The following is a 20,055-nucleotide window of genomic DNA, read 5'->3' as shown; positions in this document are numbered from 1 at the left end:
TCATTGGATACAGAAACTTTTAAATATCAACGGAAAGAACTAGAGCTCAAAGCACTGCTTGAGATCACTCAGGCTATTAATGAAAATCAGTCTGAAGTGGTGCTGGGTAATATTTTCAAATTCACCTGTTTGGTACATTTGAACATCAAGTCCCTGGTGCTCTATGTAGCCAAAGAAGGTGCCTTTGAGATGATGATCGCTCACGGCGTCAAATCCAAAGTGCCTACATTAATTCCTGTTGATGATATTAAAGAAGAGAAATCAACCGGTCAATTGAGATTGGAGTTGATGGATGGGTATTCTTTTCAGGAATTGGAAACCTACCTTCCGGTCTATCATAAGGATAAAATGCTAGCTATCCTTTTCCTCAGGAGGAAAGATATGGATCAGGATTTGGACCTGGATTTCACTCAAGCTTTGACCAATATTTTGGTAGTGGCTTTGGAAAACAAACGTTTTGCAAGGAAACAATTACAGCAGGAGGTATTAAACAGGGAGATTGCAATCGCCAGCCAAGTGCAGCAAATGTTATTTCCTTCAGAGCTTCCTGATACCAAAGCCTTGAAAGCCAAAGTAACCTACTTCCCTCATAGCATGGTGGGAGGAGATTATTATGATTTGATTCAGCGGTCCAAAGATGAGGTGTTTTTCTGTATAGCTGATGTTTCTGGAAAAGGTTTTTCAGCAGCACTACTGATGTCAAATTTTCAAGCCACACTAAGAACTCTTCTTAGAAGTGATGCAGATTTGAAAATGATAGTCAACCAGTTGAATTATACCCTTTACGAAAACACCAAGGGAGAGCGGTTTATTACATTTTTCTTGGGCTATTATAATTCCAAAACCAAAACACTCAAATACGTCAATGCTGGTCATAATGCGCCGATTCTTTGCTGGGAAAGTCAGGAATCTCGTGAATTGCTAAAGGCTGGGACGACTATTTTGGGAGCTTTTGACGAGTTGCCATTTTTGGAAATTGGAGAAAGAAAGGATTTGAATCAATTTACGATTCACTTATACACCGATGGCTTAACAGAGGCAATCAATCAAAGTGAGGAAGAGTTTGGAGAGGAGCGATTGGATCAATTTGTTGAAAAACATCTTTGCATGGATCCTGATGACTTCCATAGGGAGTTTTTCAAAAAAATGGAGGATTTCTCACAAGATGTACCGCTGAGAGATGATTTGACTTTATTGAGTCTTAGATTCCAATAGCCATGGTTTTTCATACCGTTCCAAAAATCGTTCAACAGTTTTTTCCGGATCGGGTTTGGGAAATGGAACAGGATTTAGATTCTATTTATTTGACTTTTGATGATGGACCAGTGCCTGGTGTGACTGATTTTGTGTTGGAAGAATTGTCAAAAAGAAATATGAATGCCACATTTTTTATGGTGGGTGATAATGTGAGAAAGTATTCCCATTTGGCAAGGACAGTATTAAGTCAAGGAAATACCATTGGCAATCATACTTTTCATCATTTGAATGGTTGGAGAACTACAAAGCAGGCTTATCTCGATGATTTTTTTGACTGCGATGAAATCATTAATGATGTCTTGGGCGTTCAACCCAAAATTTTCAGGCCTCCTTATGGCTTAATGACAGGTGCTCAAGCAAAAGAAATTATGAAGACACATCAAATAATAATGTGGACTATGCTAAGCGGGGATTATGATTTAGGGCTCTCTCCTTCCAAGATCCTTCGAAAGTCATTAGCAAAAACCAAAGCCGGAGCCATCTCTCTGTTTCATGATCAAGAGAAGACCAGGGATATTTTACCGAAAATTTTGCCAACTTACCTAGACGCTATTCAAGAGAGAGGGTGGAAAACAGCAATTTTTTGATAGAAATTATCTGTATTGCAATCGCAGGGATTGTCGTGATTCAATATTTCATTCTTATCATCCGCGTTGCCTTTTTTTGGAAGAATCATTCAAAAAGTTCTCAATCTGATCCTCCCTTTGTTTCTATTTTGGTAGCAGCAAGAAATGAAGAGCAAGACCTTCCTAGGTTACTTGCTTCTTTTGAGAAGCTAGATTTCCCAAAGGATAAAATCGAATTTTTGATCGCTGATGATCAAAGTGAGGACGGTACGCTTTCAGTTTTAAAGAACTGGTGTGAAAATCAATCGAATCGGAAGTTTTTCTCTTTGAAACCTGAGGTTTCTAATCAATTTCATGGAAATGGAAAAGCAAACGCTTTAGCTTATTTGAGCAAATATGCTCAGGGCGACTTTTTTTTCTTTACAGATGCCGATTGCCGTGTAGGGCCTAATTGGATCAGAGAAGGTCTCGCAAGTTTTAGTCCTAGAGTTGGGATTTTAAATGGAGTTACGGAGGTTCAAGCTACCTCGCCCTTTAGCCATTTTCAGCAAATAGACTGGTGGAATACATTAGGAATAACCAAAGTTGTTTCGGATTGGGGAGCACATACCACTGGCTTGGGAAATAACATGGTCATTAGTAGAGAGGCTTATGAGAAATCAGGGGGATTTGAAAAAATCCCATTTTCTTTGACCGAGGATCTTGAAATATCCAGACTCATAAAAAATGCAGGTTTCAAAACCCAGCAGCAGGTAAGTTCTGCAATGCTACTATTTACAAAAGCAGAAAAAAATTGGGAAGCCTTATTGAAACAGCGAAAAAGATGGGTGAAAGGAGCAGTAACTTTGCCTTGGATTTGGATCATTTGCCTGAGCTTTCAAGTATTGTTTTTTCCGGCTATTTTTTATCTGATTAGTCAAAACTTAGCAATAGGATTAGGGATTTGGCTTTTAAAAATATTGCTTCAAGCTTTGTTTCTGAGGTTCATTTCTTCCAAAGCTGAGCGGAGGCTTTCTTGGATTTGGTTGAGTTTATACGATTTTTATTACCTGCTTTCCTCGTCGCTGACGATTCTTTATTATTTTTGGCCTTCCAAAATCACCTGGAAGTCCAGACAATACCCATGAACCTGATAGAAACCCACGCACATATTTATTCTTCTAAGTTTGATTCTGACAGGGATCAGGTTATGGATGATATCCGGAATGCAGGTATTGAGCGGGTATATATGCCAAATGTGGATGTTGAGACCATTGATGCCATGTTGGCCTGTGAGCAGAAATATCCTGGGCTCTGTATACCGATGATGGGATTACATCCTTGTGATGTAAAGGAAGATTTCCAAAGTCAGCTATATATCATGGAAGAATGGTTGAATAAAAGACCATTTGCCGCGGTAGGAGAAATTGGACTGGATCTTTATTGGGATAAATCTTTTTTTGAACAGCAAAAGGAGGCTTTGGGTATCCAGATTAATTGGGCGAAGGATAAGGATTTGCCAATTGTGCTGCATTGCAGAGAATCCATGGATGAAACAATTGAGATTATCAAAGATGCACAAGATGGAAGTCTGAAAGGGATCTTCCATTGTTTCACCGGAACTATAGATCAGGCTAGACAAATTATAGAACTTGGTTTCTTGCTTGGTATTGGAGGAGTTTCCACTTTTAAAAATGGGGGATTGGATCAGGTTATTCCCGAAATTGGGTTAGATAGTTTAGTTTTAGAGACAGATGCACCATATCTGGCACCAGTACCTTTTAGAGGGAAAAGAAATTCTCCAGCCTATTTGCCTATAATAGCAGAGAAAATTGGAGACTATTTGGCTGTTTCAAAAGAAGAAGTGGCAAATAAAACTAAAATGAATGCATTGGATTTGTTCAGGGAGTTTCAACCATGAATTATAAGATAGTAAGGTTAAATACGGGGTTAAGAACGAGCAAGACATCTTCTGTATTGATCATTTATACAGGAGGTACGCTGGGTATGGCCTATGATGAGTCAGGATCTTTGGTGCCTTTCAATTTTGGGCAGATTCTTGAGAAGATTCCGATTTTGTCGAATATGAACATAGCCATTACGGTTATTTCATTTCCTGAACCGATAGATTCATCCAACGTTTCCATGAAGCATTGGACAGACATGGCCTATATCGTATATGAAAATTACGATAGCTATGATGGTTTTGTCGTGTTGCATGGTACCGATACCATGGCATATTCAGCATCTATGATGAGCTACATGCTTCAGGGGTTGAATAAACCGGTTATTTTCACTGGGGCTCAGTTGCCTATTTCGGCTATGCGGTCGGATGCAAGGGAAAACCTAATGACTTCATTGGAGATTGCAACTGCAAAAATCAATGGTAATCCTATAGTCCCAGAGGTTTGCGTGTTTTTTAATCACATGCTTTTAAGAGGTAACCGCTCAAAGAAAGTCCAGTCTGTACATTTTGATGCATTTGAATCTGAAAACTTCCCTTCATTGGCTGAAGCGGGCATCGTTATAGATTATAATACTGCGGCAATTAGACCATATGAACCAAGCAAAAAACTAGTTTATAAAAATAGACTAGATAATCGAGTGATGGTATTGAAGCTTTTTCCAGGAATTACATCCAAAATCATGGATGCCTGCTTTGATATTGAAGGCTTACGAGGAGTTGTGCTTGAAACCTATGGATCGGGTAATTCGCCAAGTGAGGAGTGGTTTATGAAATCTTTGGAACGTGCTGTTAAAAAAGGTCTGATTATTTTAAACGTTTCCCAATGTAATGGAGGTAGAGTAATTCAAGGCAGGTATGAAACCAGCAAAGAGCTCTTGAACGTGGGAGTGGTAAGTGGTGCAGACATTACTACAGAGGCTGCTGTGACCAAATTGATGTTCTTGCTCGGTCAGTATACTTCGGCGGAAGAAGTAAAGAAATACCTGACCATTCCACTTGCAGGAGAAATGACCACCTAAGGAAAATCAGGATATTTTAGATATTGATTTGGAAACGGCTTGAATAATATTTTTCTTTGCACTCCGATTTGCAAAGGCAAGTCCAAAATACATACAGAGAGGTGTCCGAGTGGTTGAAGGAGCACGCCTGGAAAGCGTGTATACCCCTAAAGGGTATCGAGGGTTCGAATCCCTTCCTCTCTGCATAATTAGAAACCAGCTTTAGCAATGAAGCTGGTTTTTTGTTTTTAGATGAACTTCAAAAGGGATGAGAACCCTCGATCAATTATAATGGGTTCGAAATCGACCGAAGGGAGATTCGCGAGGGGCAGTGCAGTGTGGCTGCGGGTACGATCAACCCCTTCCTCTCTGCATAATTAGAAACCAGCTTTAGCAATGAAGCTGGTTTTTTGTTTTTAGAAGAATTCCAAAAGGGATGAGAACCCTCGATATATAGTAATGGGTTCGAAATCGACCGAAGGAAGATTCGCGAGGGGGAAGTGCAGAATAATTGCGGCTATGAGCAATCCCTTTGACTAGTTATAATGGTTAGGATCTAAGAATTAAATTGTTGTAGTTTCGGCTTTATAACGGATTTTCAGTAATCCTTATTAAATTTTCAGCTAACTCTTAAGATTTTTTAAAAATAATTAATGTTAAAAGATTTTAGGAAAGTAGGGTAGAAGAGAGGATAGAAAATCATTTTTTGTAACTTAGTTGCGAAATCGGGTTAAGTTTGATTATTCAAAAAATATTTAAAGAGTTTATTGTTCTTTCTTTATCTACTTGAAACAAAGGGCTTAATGAGGTTTTTTGGGATAAAATATAAATTGTGTGAGGAGTTAATTGACCTTTGTAGGCTGATTTAAAAGCCTTTTACAGTACAAAGGAATATTTTCCGCTCGTGTAATAATTGCCCTAATTCCGCTCTAAAAGCAGGATTTTTCCAAAAAATCTAAAAGAGTTCATTGTTTTTTGAATTTAAAAAATGATAACTTTAAAACTCGATTTTAGTGTAGAAACCATTTAACCTTTATCAAAAGTCTATTTAAAAATCAAATTATGAGAAAGTTAATCGCTTTGTTCATGCTTGCAGGTATCATGTTTGTTCCTGTTTTCGCAAACGCACAAGAAGCAGCAGCTGATACTGCAGCTCAAGAAGAAATGGCTCCTGTGGTAGAAGAACCTGCCGCATCACCAACAATCATCGATGACGAGATCATCGAGGAGGAGCAAAGCTTCCACCAAGTAGTAAAGGAGAAGTTTATCGAAGGTGATCCTTTGTTTATGACTCCAGTATTGATCTGTTTGATTTTAGGTCTTGCTGTAGCTCTTGAAAGAATCATCACTTTGAACCTTTCTACTACCAACACTAAGAAATTGTTGGCTAAAGTAGAAGACGCTCTTTCTTCAGGTGGAGTAGAAGCAGCTAAGGATGTTACTAAAAACACCAAAGGCCCTGTAGCTTCTATCTTTACTCAAGGTTTAATGAGATATTCAGAAGGTATCGAAATGGTAGAGAAGTCTATTGTTGCGTATGGTTCTGTAGAAATGGGTAGATTGGAAAAAGGTCTTGTTTGGATCTCTTTGTTTATCTCTCTAGCTCCAATGTTGGGTTTCATGGGTACTGTAATCGGTATGATCGGTGCATTTGACTCTATTGAGGCTGCTGGTGATATCTCTCCATCTCTTGTGGCGAATGGTATCAAAATCGCCCTTTTGACTACAGTTGCTGGTTTGATCGTTGCGATCATCCTTCAGTTGTTCTACAACTATTGTGTTGCTAAAATTGACTCTTTGGTTAACGACATGGAAGATGCTTCTATCACTTTGGTAGACATCTTGGTGAAGCACAAATTGACTGGTAAGTAATCCGTCAAAGCTGCGTTTCAATTATTTAAGTTAACCCCAAAGAAAGCTACATTATGGATACTTATGACATTTTATTATACGGTAGTTACTTACTAATTGCACTTGGAGCTTTCGTCTCTATTGTAATGCCTTTGATCAAGTCTTTGGATAATCCAAAAAGCTTGCTTAAGACAGTAGTAGGTATCGTAGGTATTGCGGTGTTGTTCTTTATTGCTTATTCAATTTCTAGTGATGAAGTACTTCCTAAATTTACAACAGAACAGATTAATATGACCGCAGAAAAATCCAAATCTATTGGAGGCATGTTAATCATGACTTATATTCTTTCAATTTTAGCTATTGGAGGAATTGTTTTCACTGAATTTAATAAAGCGATAAAGTAATATGGCTAGAAAGAAAAATAGAATGAGTACGGAGGTCAATGCAGGTTCTATGGCTGACATAGCTTTCTTGCTCCTGATCTTCTTTCTCGTCACTACTACCATTGCATCGGATAAGGGTATTTTGAACGTACTCCCTCCTAAGCAAGATCCAAACGTTCCGCCTCCAGACATTAAAAAGAATGAGCGTAATATTTACACCATTCTTGTCAATGCGAACGATGATCTTCTAGTAGAAGGTGAGTATAGAGATAATGCCGATGGTCTAGATAAGGATGTAAAAGCTTTCGTTTTGAATTTCGGTGCTCCGGATGAAGAAGCTGCAGCTCTTTACAATTCTCTTCCTGCTTCTCTTCAAGCTGAAGCGAAAAGAGATCCAGCATCTTCTGACCATCCTGCTGAAGCAGTTGTTTCCATCAAAACAAACAGAGGTACCAGCTATGAAAAGTACCTTGAAGTTCTTGATTTGGTGAAAAAAGCATACTTTGATATCTATGCGACAAGAGCAAACTTGACTACTGATGAGTACAGAGCTCTTGCTGGTAAAGATGACGCGGAACAAGCGCTAATAGACAAAGGGAAAGAAGGCATTGCAATGCAGATTTCCATCGCAGAACCAGATAAAATAGGAGGTAATTGATATGGGAAAGTTTGGAAATAAACAAAAGGCAGAAGTAAGTATTCCTACATCTGCGCTACCTGATATTATCTTCATGCTTCTTTTCTTCTTCATGGTAACTACCGTGTTGAGAGAGCAGGAGTTATTGGTTGAGCAAAAAATTCCTCAAGCTACTCAGCTTCAGAAGCTTCAGAAGAAAACATTGATATCCTATTTATTTATTGGAAAACCAAAAAACACATCATTGTATGGGACTGAACCTCGAATTCAAGCTAATGATGTCTTGGTCACTACAAATGAGATTGTCCAGTGGGTAAATCAGGAAAGAGATGCTTTGCCTGAAGCAGATCGTGGAGGAATTACAATTTCAATGAAAGTAGATAAAGACGTTAAAATGGGTCCAATCTCTGATGTTCAGACTGAGCTCAGAGAAGCAGATGCCAGAAGAGTTCTTTATGCTTCTGTTGGTAAAGTTGTAAAAGACTAAATAGAAACATTTCAGTATATTTAAAGCTATCCCAAGTCAGGGATAGCTTTTTTTGTTTATTACCATGCAAGTAACCCTAAAGAATAAAAAGAAAGTCCAAAATGGATGGGCAATGTATGATTGGGCCAATTCAGTCTATAGTCTTGTTATTACATCCACAATTTTTCCTGTTTACTACAACAGCGTAACCAAAGCAGCTGATGGAGGAGATCTGGTTAACTTTTTTGGGTTTGAGATGATCAATACGGTGCTTTATTCCTATTCCATTTCATTTTCCTTTTTGATTATTGCCTTGATTTCCCCTTTGCTCTCAGGGATTGCAGATTCAACCGGGAAGAAACTCTCGTTTATGAAGTTCTTTGCCTATTTAGGTTCGATTTCATGTATCGGTTTGTATTTTTTTGACGGTGGTAATCTTGAGTTCGGAATCATAGCCAGTGTCTTGGCCAGTATAGGTTATGCGGGAAGTATAGTATTTTATAATGCCTACCTACCTGAAATTTCTGAAGAAAGTGAATACGACTTTTTAAGTGCCAAAGGCTTTGCTTTAGGGTACATTGGTTCAGTAATATTATTGGTGCTTAATCTATTAATGATTCAATTCCCCTCTGTTTTCATGCTTCCAGATGATGGTGTAGCTGCAAGATTATCTTTCTTGATTACTGGTGTTTGGTGGGCTGGGTTTGCGCAATTGACATTCCGTGTTCTACCAAAAAACCCTTTTGGTAAAAATGTGACAAAAGAGATTTTGGCAAAGGGCTATATGGAAATCAGAAAGGTCTTTTTGGAAGTGAGAAAGATAGATGTGATGAATAAGTTTCTTGCTTCCTTCTTTTTCTATTCTATGGGAGTCCAAACTGTCATGTATTTAGCTGCAAGTTTTGGAGATAAGGAACTGGGCCTCCCAGGAGATCAATTGATCTTAACGATTCTGATCATCCAATTCGTAGCGATTGGCGGAAGTTATTTATTTGCTTTTATATCCAAGAAATTCGGGAATAAGCTGAGTTTGGTAATCATGGTTATTATCTGGGTTTTTATCTGCGGGGCAGCTTATTATGTATACGATGTATACGAATTCTTCGCTTTGGCTTTTGTTGTGGGTTTGGTTATGGGAGGAATCCAATCGCTTTCTAGATCCACATATTCCAAACTTATCCCTCGGAATACGACAGATCATGCTTCTTATTTTAGTTTTTATGATGTCACCGAAAAGTTAGCGATCGTTTTAGGGACTTTTTCTTATGGAATTATCGAGCAATTGACTGGCAGCATGAGAAATAGCTCTTTATCATTAGGGATCTTCTTTTTGGTTGGACTCGGATTTTTACTACTTGTTTCGATTGATAAAAATCAATTATTAAAAAAATAAATAAACACATATTTAGTTGTAAAAATCTTAAAGTATTAACTTAATATTTAATAAAAAGACAATAATTGTTATGAAAAAATGAGTAATTATTATAAATGAATATTACCCTCTTAAAATTATTCTAATTTTTATCAGAATAATTTACATTTAAATTTTTTTAATTTGAAAAATAGTTTTTACATTAAGATCTAAGTTTTAGATTATTTCTTATGGATGCTAGAAGTACTTTTATTCATTCAAAAATTATAAATGATTTTGGAATGAGAATATCACAAAATACATTTTTTGATGTTTATTATTCAACTCAAAGTGTATATGGAATTAATCGCTATTTTAAACTTTTTAAAATATTAGGAATTGAAACTGTTTTTTGCAAAGTTGATAATGCTTTGGAGCTAGAGGGGCAATTTTTCATGTTTGGTTTCAATAATGATTTTGAAAAGATTTGTAAAGTTTCTGTAAAAAATGGGTATTTTTTCATTTATGAAGAGTCTGGGAATTTTTCAAGAATTTCTGTGAATGAATTTGATCAATTAAATAAAGAAATCTCTTTTGTTTTTGTTTTTTTAAACGAGGAAAATTTATCTTTTTCTGAAAAAAGTTTAGCAAGAATTTATTCTTTAAATAAAATTGCGATAATAGTACCTTTTATTTTAGGAAGTGTTTTTTGTGCATTTAATTTATTTTTAAATACCTGGCAAAGCTTTATATTATTTGTTCCTCTATTATCGGGTTTTTTGATTTCTGCTATTTTATTTTTTGATTCTGAAAAGGCAGAGGTTACGAATAAACTTGATCACTGTAAAACAAGTGAAGAATTTGATTGTGCTGCAGTCATATCTTCTGATTATTCAAAAATATTAAATTTTAAACTTACTCATTTGGCTGTTAGTTATTTTTTAACGTTAATTTTTTCTTTTCTTATTCATTTTAATTATAATATTATTTTGTATCTCTTATCTCTTGCTATTCCAGTTGTTATTTATTCTGTTATAGTTCAAAAATTCATATTAAATATTTTTTGTAAATTTTGTTTATGGATTTCACTTGTGATTTTAATCAATTTTTCAATATTTCTAATTTTGAATGATTTTTCCTTTTTGAAAATTAATTTTATTCAAGAATCCTTTTTATATCTTTTAGTTTTTTTAGTTTTACTTACTTTGGTTACTTTTTCTTCTAGAGTATATAAATCTTATTTGGAATTAATAAAACATAAATTTGAATATTTAGGAATTAGAAGAAATTTTGATATATTTTATTCTAAAATAAAATCTACTTTAAGGCTTTCCCCCTTTATCTCTGAGAATAGAATTTTTCTTTCAGGTAAAGAAGAAGATAAACTTATCAATATTGTACTTGTAAGTAATCCCACTTGCAAAGCTTGTTCGGAGGCGTTTGAAAATTTACTTTTTAAAATTGAGCCATTTTTAGAACAGGTTAATTTAGAGATTCGATTTTTTAGTGGCAATAAGAATAATGATGCTAAGGGATTAGTTATTAAGTTGTTGAATTATATTTATTCAAAATATGGTTTGGAAAAGTTTATTTCTGCTTACAGAAGTTGGGTTAAATTAAAAGATGTAGATGCATGGATTAAAATATGGTCTTCTGATGGTCAAATTAATGATTTTATTTTTAATGATAACTTTGATTGGTTTCTTGAAAATAATATTTATTTAACCCCTTCATTGATTATTAATAATAAAGCTATTCCCTCTTATTACAAATATGATGATATATTATATTTTATAGACGATTTTGAAAATAGAATAAAGGAGGAATTTTCTGTTGAGTTGACCGGCAACTATTAATATATGTTTAATTATTTAATTTAAAAACCATGTTTAGTAAGATTAAAAACAATCCGAATGTTCAGTTATTGTCTGAATCTGATTTGAAATCTGTATCTGGAGGAAGTAATTTAAGTGCTTTCGACTACTGTGGCTATTGCCTAGGTAAAAATTGCAATGTTGATCCTCGAAACAATTTTAATTGTTTTTGTGTGAATAATTCTTCTAGATTAGATTGTTAGAAAGGTATTAGGTTGCTATTATAGCAACCTAATTTATTTTATTTTAATTTAATGAGATTTCCATTTTATAAGCAAATTGACAATAATGATTGTGGTGTTACTTGTTTTCAAAGTATTTCAGATTATTATTCCATTTCAATAGATTTTGATATTTTAAGAATAGAATTCTCTTCAAGTTATAATGGTTTGAATTTGAATTCTCTAAAAAAGATTGGAGAACAGATAGGTTTCAAATGTAATTGGTATAAATTAGACCTTTCTTCTTTTATACAAAATTTTTCAATCCCTGTAATTGTTAATTTAAAGGGTAATCATTATGTTATAGTTTATAAAGTTAACTCAAATAAAGTCTTTGTTTGTGATCCTGCTTTTGGATTGATTGATTATGATTTGAATGAATTTTCGGATCTTTGGCTTTGGGACCATTCTTCTTTTGGTTTTTGTTTAGAATGTATACCAGATGAAAATGTCCTCTCAATTAAAAAATCTTATTCTAGATTTAAATTTGATTTTTCTCATTTTTCAATTTTCACTTATCTATATAGTGAAATAAAAGCTTTTAAAAAAGATTTTTTATTATTATTTATATTTATTTTAATCACATCTTTATTGCAATTTGTTTTTCCGATTTTTTCACAGAAAATAGTTGATAGTGGAATTCAAAATAAAAATTATAATATTGTACTACTTTTTGCTTCAGGATATTTTTTTATTTTTCTAGGAAGAAGAATCTTTGAATTTTTAAGATCTTTTTATCTTAATAGGTTAATGTTGAAATTTAATTTTTCTCTTGTTAGTAAATTTATGAGTAAACTAATTAGCATGCCATTTTCTTTTTTTCAAAACAATGAATATTCTAGTTTAATTATTAAACTACGTGATATTAATAGAATTCAAAAATTAGCTACACAATCTTCAATAGATTCTTTTTTTTCTTTTATTACCATTACTGTTTTTAGTTTATACGCCCTTTATTACAGTTTAGAAATTTTTATATTGATATGTATTTTTTATATTCTTTATTTTTTATGGATTTTTAGATATTTTAAAAAGAGAAAGCTGAATGATTATTTGAATTTTTCTGATTCTTCCAATGAACAAAAAGTTATAAATGATATATTGTTAGGTATTAAGGATATCAAAATTACGAATGCAACTGATTTTTTTGAATCTAATTGGAATAGGATTCAATTTAATGTTGTTAAAAATGGTATGGCCAAATTTAAAATTGAGGAGAGTCAAGATTTTGGATCATCAGTAATTAAGGAGTTTTTTTTTAGTATTATTACTATTGTTGCTGCTTTTTTTGTTATTGATGGAAAATTTTCAATTGGTGTTTACTTTTCTGTCCAGTATGTTCTTGGTAATCTAAGTGCACCTATTTTTCAAATTTTAAATCTAACCACTTCTTTTCAAGATTCTAAAATTTCTTATGATAGAGTTAAATATATAAATGATTTTGAGGAAAAAGGCGGTTTAGAGCTTATTAAAAATGACAATACTAAGTATTTAGCTACAATATCTAATTTGTCTTTCAAATATTCAATCGATAATGAATATGCCCTTTCAAATGTTAGTGTTAATATTCCTTCAAACAAAAAAATTGCTATAGTTGGTGAAAGTGGTTCTGGAAAATCTACATTTGTTAAACTGATGCTTGGTTTCTTTCAAAATTATGAGGGAGAAATTAATTTACTTGGTAATAATATTAAATCTTTAAAATTGTCATCCATTTACCAATATATTGGTGTAGTTAATCAAGATGGTCATATTTTCGAAGCTTCTTTGAAAGATAATATTGTTTTAAAAAGAGGAGAATCTTTTATAAAGGAGAAATTTGATAAGATATTAAGAATTATTGGTTTTTTTGAATTTGTTTATAGTTTAAACGAAAAGGAAAATACTATGTTGGGTAATTCTGGTTATAAATTGAGCGGGGGACAAAAACAAAGGATTCTAATTGCTAGATCTTTATATAATAATCCTAATATTATAATATTTGATGAAGCAACTTCTTCACTTGATTCTTTAAGTGAAGTGAATATTCTTTCTAATATTTATTCTAATTTCCCAAATATCTCTTTTATTTTTATAACTCATAAAGTTAATTTAATTAAGGACTTTGATATGATTTTGGTATTTAAAAATTCTGAATTAATCTCTTTTGGTACTCATAGCATTTTAATTGATACTTGTTCTTATTATAATAAATTGTATTTCTCCAATAATGATAATTGATTTAAAATCTAGTTCCTCTTTTGATACTTTATTGTCTAATAAATTAATGGACTTTGATAGCTTTAACTTTTACACTGGGATTGTTGGTGTAGGTTTATATTGTTTATCAGAAAAGAAATATGATGTTTTAGGGCTAGAATTTTTAACTGTTTTAGAAGATAAAATTAAGCAATCAAGTTTTTCCTATGATATTTATAATTCTAGTTTGAATGTTTCTATCTTATTTTCTAGATATTATAATAAATTAAATAATTTGTTTGATGTAGCTAATGTACTAGAAGAATTAGATCTTTTTTTTCTGAAAAAATATCTTCATTTCAATTCAGACTTTATAAATTTAGAAGAGTTAATTTTTGTTTTATCTTATTCTGTTCATCGCATTGAAAAATGTGTTGAATATTTAAATTTTTCATTTAAAGCATTGGTTCATTTATTTCTTAATCATTTATTCCATTATGTTGAAAATAATAAATTGAAAGAATACGAGTTTATGGCATTTAATAATTCTATTGTTGTAGTAAGATTTTTCCAATTGTTATTGAAAATTAGTTCATTTTCCGAGTTTCACAATAAAATTAAAATTATTCTTAAATATTGGATTTATAATAATAGTTTTTTTGTTCCTTTCAATTATAAAAGTGTTTTGTTTTTAAGAAATGTTTTTTTTAACTTTTCAAGTTTATTTAATGATGACATATTTTTATTATATTATAATAAATTAAAAGATTTTGATTTTTTAAACATTATTAACGTTAGTTCTGATAATTTGACTTTTAATAACGGAGTGGCTTGTGATTTAGATTTGCTTTTCCAGTTATATAATAATGAGTATTTTTCCAATAATAATTTTTTTAATTCAGAATTGAATGTGTTTAAAGAAAAGGATTTTTCATTAAGTAAGGATTTTAATGATTTTAGTTTTTATTTTGGTTTAAGTGGTTGGTTTTATGTTTATTCAAATATTGGTTTATGAAATATGATATGGTTTCTGTTCTTTTGATTTTGAAGCCTGATTCTTTTATTCGGGTAGAGAATTTTATTTGTGTTTTAAAATATCTTAAAAAGTATTTTTCTTTTAAGATTTATTTATACTATATTAGTTCTAGTGGTACCTGTTTTTTTAAAGATTTTATATCAGATTCTTGTAACGTTGTTATTTTCCAGGAATTTGATGATGTATTACATAGGACTTTTTATATTAATCATTTTATAGAAAATTGTACAACATCTCATCTTGCAATTTGGGATGTAGATGTCCTAATAGATCCAAGTCAAGTTAATTTTTCCCTTGAAAGATTGTTTAAGTTTGATTTAGATTTTGTATATCCTTATACCGGACCTTTTTATGATATATCATTTATAGTTCGAGATTTATTTCTTTCTAATTCCGATTTTTTAGTTTTAAAGAAATATGAAAGTACATATCAAATGCTCTTTGAGCCAAATCCAGTTGGAGGTGTGTTTTTTGCCAAAAGAGAGTCTTATATAAAAATTGGAATGGAAAATTTAGATTTTTATGGATGGGGTGTTGAAGATGGTTATCGATTTAATAAGATTAAAGAATTTTGTTTAAAGCTTTATAGAGAGTTTGGTCCTCTGTATCATTTAACTCATCCTACCTCTATTTCAAGTAGATCCCATTCGGAGTTTTCTTTGTTCTATAAAAATCTCATTCTAGAATCGTGATTGTGAAATCCTTTTGGCATGGTAAACAATTGTCTTCTATGCATTTGGCCTGCATTAACTCTTTTTTAAATCTTGATATTCAATATGAAATTTATACATACAGTGATATATCCAATATTCCTGATGGAGTTATTGTAAGTGATGCTAATGAAATTCTTAAGGAATCCTTTTTGTTTTATGATAGTAAAAATTCTTTAGCTTCTTTTTCTGATCTTTTTAGATATTCACTTTTATTTTTAAAAGGTGGGGTCTGGGTTGACATTGATTTTTATTGTCTTCCAAAATTTAAAACTTTATCCTTAGATTTTCCTTTTTTTGCAAGTGAAAAAACTCTTTCTGGAGATTTTATAATATCTAATTTTATTATTTATTTTTCTGCTGATCATCCAATCATGTTACATTTGGTCCAAAATTGCTTGAGAATGTTAAATGAGTTGGAAGTTATACCTTGGGGTGATTTCGGTTCAAATTTGATTTATAAAGTTTTGGATAATTATAATTTGGATTGTCATGTTTTTAATCCATTAAATTTTGCTCCTTTAAATTGGTTTGATTTATATGATTTTAATAATAAGATTAAAAATTTAAATTGGTCTAAATCATATGGCATTCACTTATGGAATGAAGTTTGGAGCAAAGAAAATATTTCTATTGAATCTTTTATTTCCAAATTAAATTCTGGTATCTAACCATTTTCTTTTATTTCATATTTTTTCCTTTAATATCATTCATTAATAAGTATTTTTATTTTATTAATTTTATACTAATATTTATATTAATAGATAATTGGTCTTTTCTTCTTTTTATTTAATATTTATTATTAATTTAATTGTATTTCCTATTTATTTTTCATGTAAATCAATCCTCTTTTTTTCAGCTTTCGGTACATGATGGGAGAATAGCTAGAAATATATAGTATTATCTTAATCAAAAAGTTTTATTTGGTCAACTTTTAAATTGTCTAGGACTATTTTAAATTGGATGTAAATTTCAATCTTAGGTGATTTTAAAAATATATCTGTAGTTGAATAAATTTTAAGTGAAATTGGAGTTACTTTTTTTTATAAAAAATATCTAGCATTTTTAAACTTTTTAAAATGTAAGTTTAATCTTAACTATAATTTGTAACATTATCTGATTTCTGCTTTGACTAAATAAAGGACATCTTTGTTTTCATCAATGTTGATCATATTGAAGATGTCTTTCATTAATCCAGTTTTTTCTGTGTCTGCATATGATTGAAATTTTTCAGGTCCAATAGGAAATAATAGTTCATTTTCATTTGATAATGAAAATGGTTCTTCTATGAATTTAAGAAATTCATTGTTTACACTTTTGCCGAGGACTATCGGTGAATAATTATCTTTTATGTTTATTAAAACAGACCTTATGTAGGCATCATATGTAAAATCCATAAAAATATATTCATCATTTTTAAGGAATTGACTTCCTCCAAACCGAATTCTATTTTCAGCTATAGGCATCATGCTGGTAAAATAATCGAAGTTTTCCCGATCTTCCTTTATAATATCTGATACGAATTCAAGTGTATATGTTAGGTCAAAATCATTGGTTTTAGCATTGAATTTGTAGATTTTATACCCAAAAGGATCACAATAATAGATGCCATCATTGGTCTTAGATAAAAACCCGGTGTACATAATAATTGAAGAAGATCTATTTGGGTCAAATGGGAAATATTCCTGAAGGAAGTTGCCATTTAAATCACATCGATAAACATTGAAATTAGTATCTGTAGGATTATTTGAAACATAAATCAAAAATTCCGAATCATTTATTATTTCAATTTTTTGGGGAAAGGCAACCAATTTTGTTTTGTTAATAAAATTTCCAGTTTCTATTTCATAAGAAAATAATGCTAAATCAGCTGGTGAAAAAAGAAAAATATTGTCTTTGATTATGAAAATATCATAAACCGATCCAAATTCGCCCGGACCTGAACCAAAATTCCCATAACTTTGTATGTAATTTCCATCCAAATCGTACCTTTCAACTTTAGTTGAAGTTTTATCAAGTACAAAATAGCCTAATTCGTTTTCTATTATTCTTGTCACCCCTAATAAAGGGCTGTTCGGATTTTTAAGAGAAATTACTGAGTTTATTTTAAATAATTCATCAATTTCCTCAGTGGGTCTTGGGATGTTTTTTAATAACTCAATTGGCTGATTATCAATTTCCTCTTTGGATTTAATTGAGCAATTTTGAAAAACCAGAATAATGATAATTACATTAAATATTTTTTTCATTTCTCTTGTTAAAAATTTTAGGGTGAATCAAAAGATCCACCCTAACTTATTTATTTAATCTCCTATAGAAGGTCCATCATATTCTACTCTTGTTCCATCTGGATGTGGACATTCATTGCTGATACAATCTGTCCAACCGAAATCACATCGATTTCCATTAGCCAAGACCATACCGTTGACATCAAGGGTTCTACATTCTACTCTTTTTTTAGTTCCCGCGTCTGCTGAAAGGGAAAAATAGAAAGAAAAAAGAGCAAATGAAAAAACTGAAATTAGGATTTTTTTCATTTTAAAATTATTTAAAGAATAAACTCATTTCAGGTTGAGTCTTTAACCTTAGAAAAAACCGGTATATTTTCTTTCAGTGATTATAGGTAAAAATATTTTTACTTCAAAAGTATTTATTAGGTTTTTAATTAAAATATTTTCATTTAATATTAATGCTTAGTTGAAATAATAGAAATAACTAAAAATAGAAATAAATTTTTCCGACTTAATCATATTTATTTACCTTAGTAAGGCAAGCTATCTTTTTGGAACAGCTGGTTGAATCATCGACAAATTTTGTTAATTGGTTTTACTAGGGCAGTCTGTGACAATATTCTAAAATAGGCTAAAATTTGTTTGTGAGATTAAGTGGTAAAAATATTCCATTTTTTGATTTTTCTAATTTCTGAATTCCCGACTTAAAAATTTATAAAAAAGAATAATTGATCAGCCTCTCTCAACTTCTGTTCATATGAGGAGAAAGACTGTCTTGGAGAATAGATCGTTATCTTTATGGATAGTTTGCTATAATGGATTAATCTATAGGATGTATTTATTAGGAAGCACAGCGATTCCGGAACCACCCACCATCTCCTTTTCTATCTTTGTTTTACTAAGTAAAAAGAAAATTGACTCATCTTTCAGAGGGGGAGGGAGGAGGTAAAAGCTAACTTTTATGCAATCCTTCCGGGCTTGAATCTGGAAACCCAACATATACCTTTTGATCAATAAAAGCATCAGTTGCCAGGGACAATCCCCTGTACTAAAGAGCCTGCCATGAGTAGCAGGGAATGAGGTCCAAATATACCCAGTAATAGGTGTTTTTTCTCTTTTCGGAGTTCCTGAACTTACAAAACAGTAAATCCAAAAACCACCAACATCCAATTCCTTGCAAAAGAAAGCCCTTCATTTACTCTTATTTACAGCTCTTTTTATTCTGATTGCCCAGCTTCAGGCTCAGGCAGTCTATATAACCAAGACAGGAGCAAAGTATCATAAGGAAACCTGCCGCTATGCGAAAACAGGCAGGGCTGCAACGCTTACAGAAGCTAAAAAGAAAGGATTAACAGCTTGCCTGGTCTGCAATCCAAGTGCTACAGATAATAAATCAGCTACACCAACCCCAGCAAAATCCAAGACTTCAGAAACCAACAAAGCCCAGAATTCTTCTTCTCAATGCATCGCAACAACTAAAGCCGGATCCAGATGCTACAGAAAAGCTGCATCAGGTAGTAAATATTGCTGGCAACATGTTGGATAGAAAGCGATATAACCAATTGCTCCCTATTACTTCGGGATTGGTATTGATATTATGGTGGAATTACAAATCCCATCCAGTGCCGAGAATATTGTGACTACACCCAGATGGGGGAAAACTAGCATATTAAAAACCTTATTCCTGTGGACCATTACAGTATTCAACTATATATTTTTATAGATTGAAGCAAAGCGATTTCGGGAGCAGTGGGAGCAGTTGAATTACAATTAAATCCATTTTCCCAATCGATTTGACTAAACTACGTACCTGTTTTTTTTCTTCTATTGAGTATTAATTTGACAAAAAATCTATTGTCAAAATACTTGACAATGGTTTTTTTGTCATTAGTTAAATTATGTCCTATTCATCCAATCTTTTCTACGGAGCCCCATCTACCACACTCCAAAAAGCCAAAGAGCTAAGAAAAACTCTTACACCAGCCGAGCGAAGACTTTGGGAAGTCCTTCAAAACAGGAAGCTAGACGGGTACAAATTCCGTCGCCAGCATCCCATATACAAGTACATAGCTGACTTCTATTGCCATGAATTAATCTTAGTTATCGAACTGGATGGAGGAGTGCATGATGGCCTGGAACAAAAGGAACATGATCTTAACAGAGATCAAGTGATTCAGGAATTTGGTATGCGGATATTAAGAATCAGGAATGAGGAAGTGATGGCGGATGTAGGAGAGGTGATTAGGAAGATTAAAGAATTTCTGGTTTGAGTCACCTCACCCTAACTCCCGATACGCTTCGCTATCGGGACAGGCTCTCTCCTTTAGAGCCAGTCCCGATTTTTCGGAAAG

At 32.3% G+C, this 20,055-nt stretch carries 19 protein-coding genes and 1 tRNA gene; 18 read left to right on the top strand and 2 right to left on the bottom strand.

The features are described from left to right. Window positions 1–3 precede the first annotated feature (3 nt). The 16 genes from J0A69_RS20365 to J0A69_RS20290 all read left to right on the top strand — a co-directional run bounded on the left by J0A69_RS20365 (window position 4) and on the right by J0A69_RS20290 (window position 16,144). Complete coding sequence (locus J0A69_RS20365) at window positions 4–1,215, top strand: PP2C family protein-serine/threonine phosphatase (RefSeq protein WP_206588476.1); 1,212 nt, start codon at window positions 4–6, stop codon at window positions 1,213–1,215. Between the two features lie 2 nt (window positions 1,216–1,217). Further along, complete coding sequence (locus J0A69_RS20360; protein ID WP_206588474.1) at window positions 1,218–1,844, top strand: polysaccharide deacetylase family protein; 627 nt, start codon at window positions 1,218–1,220, stop codon at window positions 1,842–1,844. Next, window positions 1,841–2,950, top strand: coding sequence for a glycosyltransferase (locus J0A69_RS20355; RefSeq protein ID WP_206588473.1), 1,110 nt, complete (start codon window positions 1,841–1,843; stop codon window positions 2,948–2,950). Before J0A69_RS20360 ends, J0A69_RS20355 begins: the two co-directional genes overlap by 4 nt. Beyond that, on the top strand, window positions 2,947–3,723 hold the full coding sequence (locus J0A69_RS20350) for a TatD family hydrolase (protein WP_206588472.1): 777 nt from the start codon (window positions 2,947–2,949) through the stop codon (window positions 3,721–3,723). Before J0A69_RS20355 ends, J0A69_RS20350 begins: the two co-directional genes overlap by 4 nt. After that, window positions 3,720–4,787, top strand: a complete 1,068-nt coding sequence (locus tag J0A69_RS20345) for an asparaginase (protein ID WP_206588471.1) — start codon at window positions 3,720–3,722, stop codon at window positions 4,785–4,787. Before J0A69_RS20350 ends, J0A69_RS20345 begins: the two co-directional genes overlap by 4 nt. A gap of 95 nt (window positions 4,788–4,882) precedes the next feature. Then, window positions 4,883–4,970, top strand: a tRNA-Ser gene (locus tag J0A69_RS20340). Between the two features lie 858 nt (window positions 4,971–5,828). Continuing rightward, a complete protein-coding gene (locus J0A69_RS20335; protein ID WP_206588470.1) occupies window positions 5,829–6,638 on the top strand; it encodes a MotA/TolQ/ExbB proton channel family protein in 810 nt (269 codons plus the stop codon). A 53-nt stretch (window positions 6,639–6,691) separates the two neighbouring features. Beyond that, window positions 6,692–7,021 (top strand): hypothetical protein, encoded by a 330-nt coding sequence (locus J0A69_RS20330; protein ID WP_206588469.1) that lies wholly within the window; start codon window positions 6,692–6,694, stop codon window positions 7,019–7,021. 1 nt (window position 7,022) lies between these two features. Then, complete coding sequence (locus J0A69_RS20325) at window positions 7,023–7,658, top strand: ExbD/TolR family protein (protein WP_206588468.1); 636 nt, start codon at window positions 7,023–7,025, stop codon at window positions 7,656–7,658. A 1-nt stretch (window position 7,659) separates the two neighbouring features. Beyond that, a complete protein-coding gene (locus J0A69_RS20320; protein ID WP_206588467.1) occupies window positions 7,660–8,124 on the top strand; it encodes an ExbD/TolR family protein in 465 nt (154 codons plus the stop codon). Between the two features lie 64 nt (window positions 8,125–8,188). Then, window positions 8,189–9,496: an MFS transporter gene (locus J0A69_RS20315; protein ID WP_206588466.1), complete on the top strand. Its 1,308-nt coding sequence runs from the start codon at window positions 8,189–8,191 to the stop codon at window positions 9,494–9,496. 209 nt (window positions 9,497–9,705) lie between these two features. Further along, window positions 9,706–11,310: a vitamin K epoxide reductase family protein gene (locus J0A69_RS20310; RefSeq protein ID WP_206588465.1), complete on the top strand. Its 1,605-nt coding sequence runs from the start codon at window positions 9,706–9,708 to the stop codon at window positions 11,308–11,310. A gap of 272 nt (window positions 11,311–11,582) precedes the next feature. Next, window positions 11,583–13,769, top strand: coding sequence for a peptidase domain-containing ABC transporter (locus J0A69_RS20305; protein ID WP_206588464.1), 2,187 nt, complete (start codon window positions 11,583–11,585; stop codon window positions 13,767–13,769). Further along, complete coding sequence (locus tag J0A69_RS20300) at window positions 13,759–14,742, top strand: hypothetical protein (protein ID WP_206588463.1); 984 nt, start codon at window positions 13,759–13,761, stop codon at window positions 14,740–14,742. The genes J0A69_RS20305 and J0A69_RS20300 overlap by 11 nt, the downstream gene beginning before the upstream one ends. Next, complete coding sequence (locus J0A69_RS20295) at window positions 14,739–15,455, top strand: galactosyltransferase-related protein (RefSeq protein ID WP_206588462.1); 717 nt, start codon at window positions 14,739–14,741, stop codon at window positions 15,453–15,455. The genes J0A69_RS20300 and J0A69_RS20295 overlap by 4 nt, the downstream gene beginning before the upstream one ends. 2 nt (window positions 15,456–15,457) lie before the next feature. Further along, complete coding sequence (locus tag J0A69_RS20290) at window positions 15,458–16,144, top strand: capsular polysaccharide synthesis protein (protein WP_206588461.1); 687 nt, start codon at window positions 15,458–15,460, stop codon at window positions 16,142–16,144. A 441-nt stretch (window positions 16,145–16,585) separates the two neighbouring features. Here the strand turns inward: J0A69_RS20290 and J0A69_RS20285 are convergent, their stop codons facing one another. Next, window positions 16,586–17,722 carry a 6-bladed beta-propeller gene (locus J0A69_RS20285; protein ID WP_206588460.1) on the bottom strand — a complete coding sequence of 379 codons (1,137 nt, stop codon included), beginning with the start codon at window positions 17,720–17,722 and terminating at the stop codon, window positions 16,586–16,588. Window positions 17,723–17,776: 54 nt separating this feature from the next. Then, window positions 17,777–18,010: a hypothetical protein gene (locus tag J0A69_RS20280; protein ID WP_206588459.1), complete on the bottom strand. Its 234-nt coding sequence runs from the start codon at window positions 18,008–18,010 to the stop codon at window positions 17,777–17,779. A gap of 868 nt (window positions 18,011–18,878) precedes the next feature. Here J0A69_RS20280 and J0A69_RS20275 point away from each other — a divergent pair. Continuing rightward, on the top strand, window positions 18,879–19,250 hold the full coding sequence (locus J0A69_RS20275) for a hypothetical protein (protein WP_206588458.1): 372 nt from the start codon (window positions 18,879–18,881) through the stop codon (window positions 19,248–19,250). Window positions 19,251–19,602: 352 nt separating this feature from the next. Next, complete coding sequence (locus J0A69_RS20270) at window positions 19,603–19,974, top strand: endonuclease domain-containing protein (RefSeq protein WP_206588457.1); 372 nt, start codon at window positions 19,603–19,605, stop codon at window positions 19,972–19,974. Window positions 19,975–20,055: the final 81 nt, after the last annotated feature.

This window comes from Algoriphagus pacificus (genome assembly GCF_017254845.1).
In the GTDB taxonomy this organism is placed as follows: domain Bacteria; phylum Bacteroidota; class Bacteroidia; order Cytophagales; family Cyclobacteriaceae; genus Algoriphagus; species Algoriphagus pacificus.
The sequence above is the reverse complement of the archived record's forward strand: the minus strand, read 5'-3'. Positions and strand labels throughout refer to the sequence as shown.

Bases quoted from the DNA above. Each gene is read 5' to 3' on its own strand.
- J0A69_RS20310 (WP_206588465.1), top strand. From the start codon at position 9,706: ATGGATGCTAGAAGTACTTTTATTCATTCAAAAATTATAAATGATTTT.
- J0A69_RS20320 (WP_206588467.1), top strand. From the start codon at position 7,660: ATGGGAAAGTTTGGAAATAAACAAAAGGCAGAAGTAAGTATTCCTACA.
- J0A69_RS20345 (WP_206588471.1), top strand. From the start codon at position 3,720: ATGAATTATAAGATAGTAAGGTTAAATACGGGGTTAAGAACGAGCAAG.
- J0A69_RS20335 (WP_206588470.1), top strand. From the start codon at position 5,829: ATGAGAAAGTTAATCGCTTTGTTCATGCTTGCAGGTATCATGTTTGTT.
- J0A69_RS20350 (WP_206588472.1), top strand. From the start codon at position 2,947: ATGAACCTGATAGAAACCCACGCACATATTTATTCTTCTAAGTTTGAT.
- J0A69_RS20330 (WP_206588469.1), top strand. From the start codon at position 6,692: ATGGATACTTATGACATTTTATTATACGGTAGTTACTTACTAATTGCA.
- J0A69_RS20300 (WP_206588463.1), top strand. From the start codon at position 13,759: ATGATAATTGATTTAAAATCTAGTTCCTCTTTTGATACTTTATTGTCT.
- J0A69_RS20295 (WP_206588462.1), top strand. From the start codon at position 14,739: ATGAAATATGATATGGTTTCTGTTCTTTTGATTTTGAAGCCTGATTCT.
- J0A69_RS20315 (WP_206588466.1), top strand. From the start codon at position 8,189: ATGCAAGTAACCCTAAAGAATAAAAAGAAAGTCCAAAATGGATGGGCA.
- J0A69_RS20325 (WP_206588468.1), top strand. From the start codon at position 7,023: ATGGCTAGAAAGAAAAATAGAATGAGTACGGAGGTCAATGCAGGTTCT.
- J0A69_RS20270 (WP_206588457.1), top strand. From the start codon at position 19,603: ATGTCCTATTCATCCAATCTTTTCTACGGAGCCCCATCTACCACACTC.
- J0A69_RS20280 (WP_206588459.1), bottom strand. From the start codon at position 18,010: ATGAAAAAAATCCTAATTTCAGTTTTTTCATTTGCTCTTTTTTCTTTC.
- J0A69_RS20285 (WP_206588460.1), bottom strand. From the start codon at position 17,722: ATGAAAAAAATATTTAATGTAATTATCATTATTCTGGTTTTTCAAAAT.
- J0A69_RS20305 (WP_206588464.1), top strand. From the start codon at position 11,583: ATGAGATTTCCATTTTATAAGCAAATTGACAATAATGATTGTGGTGTT.
- J0A69_RS20360 (WP_206588474.1), top strand. From the start codon at position 1,218: ATGGTTTTTCATACCGTTCCAAAAATCGTTCAACAGTTTTTTCCGGAT.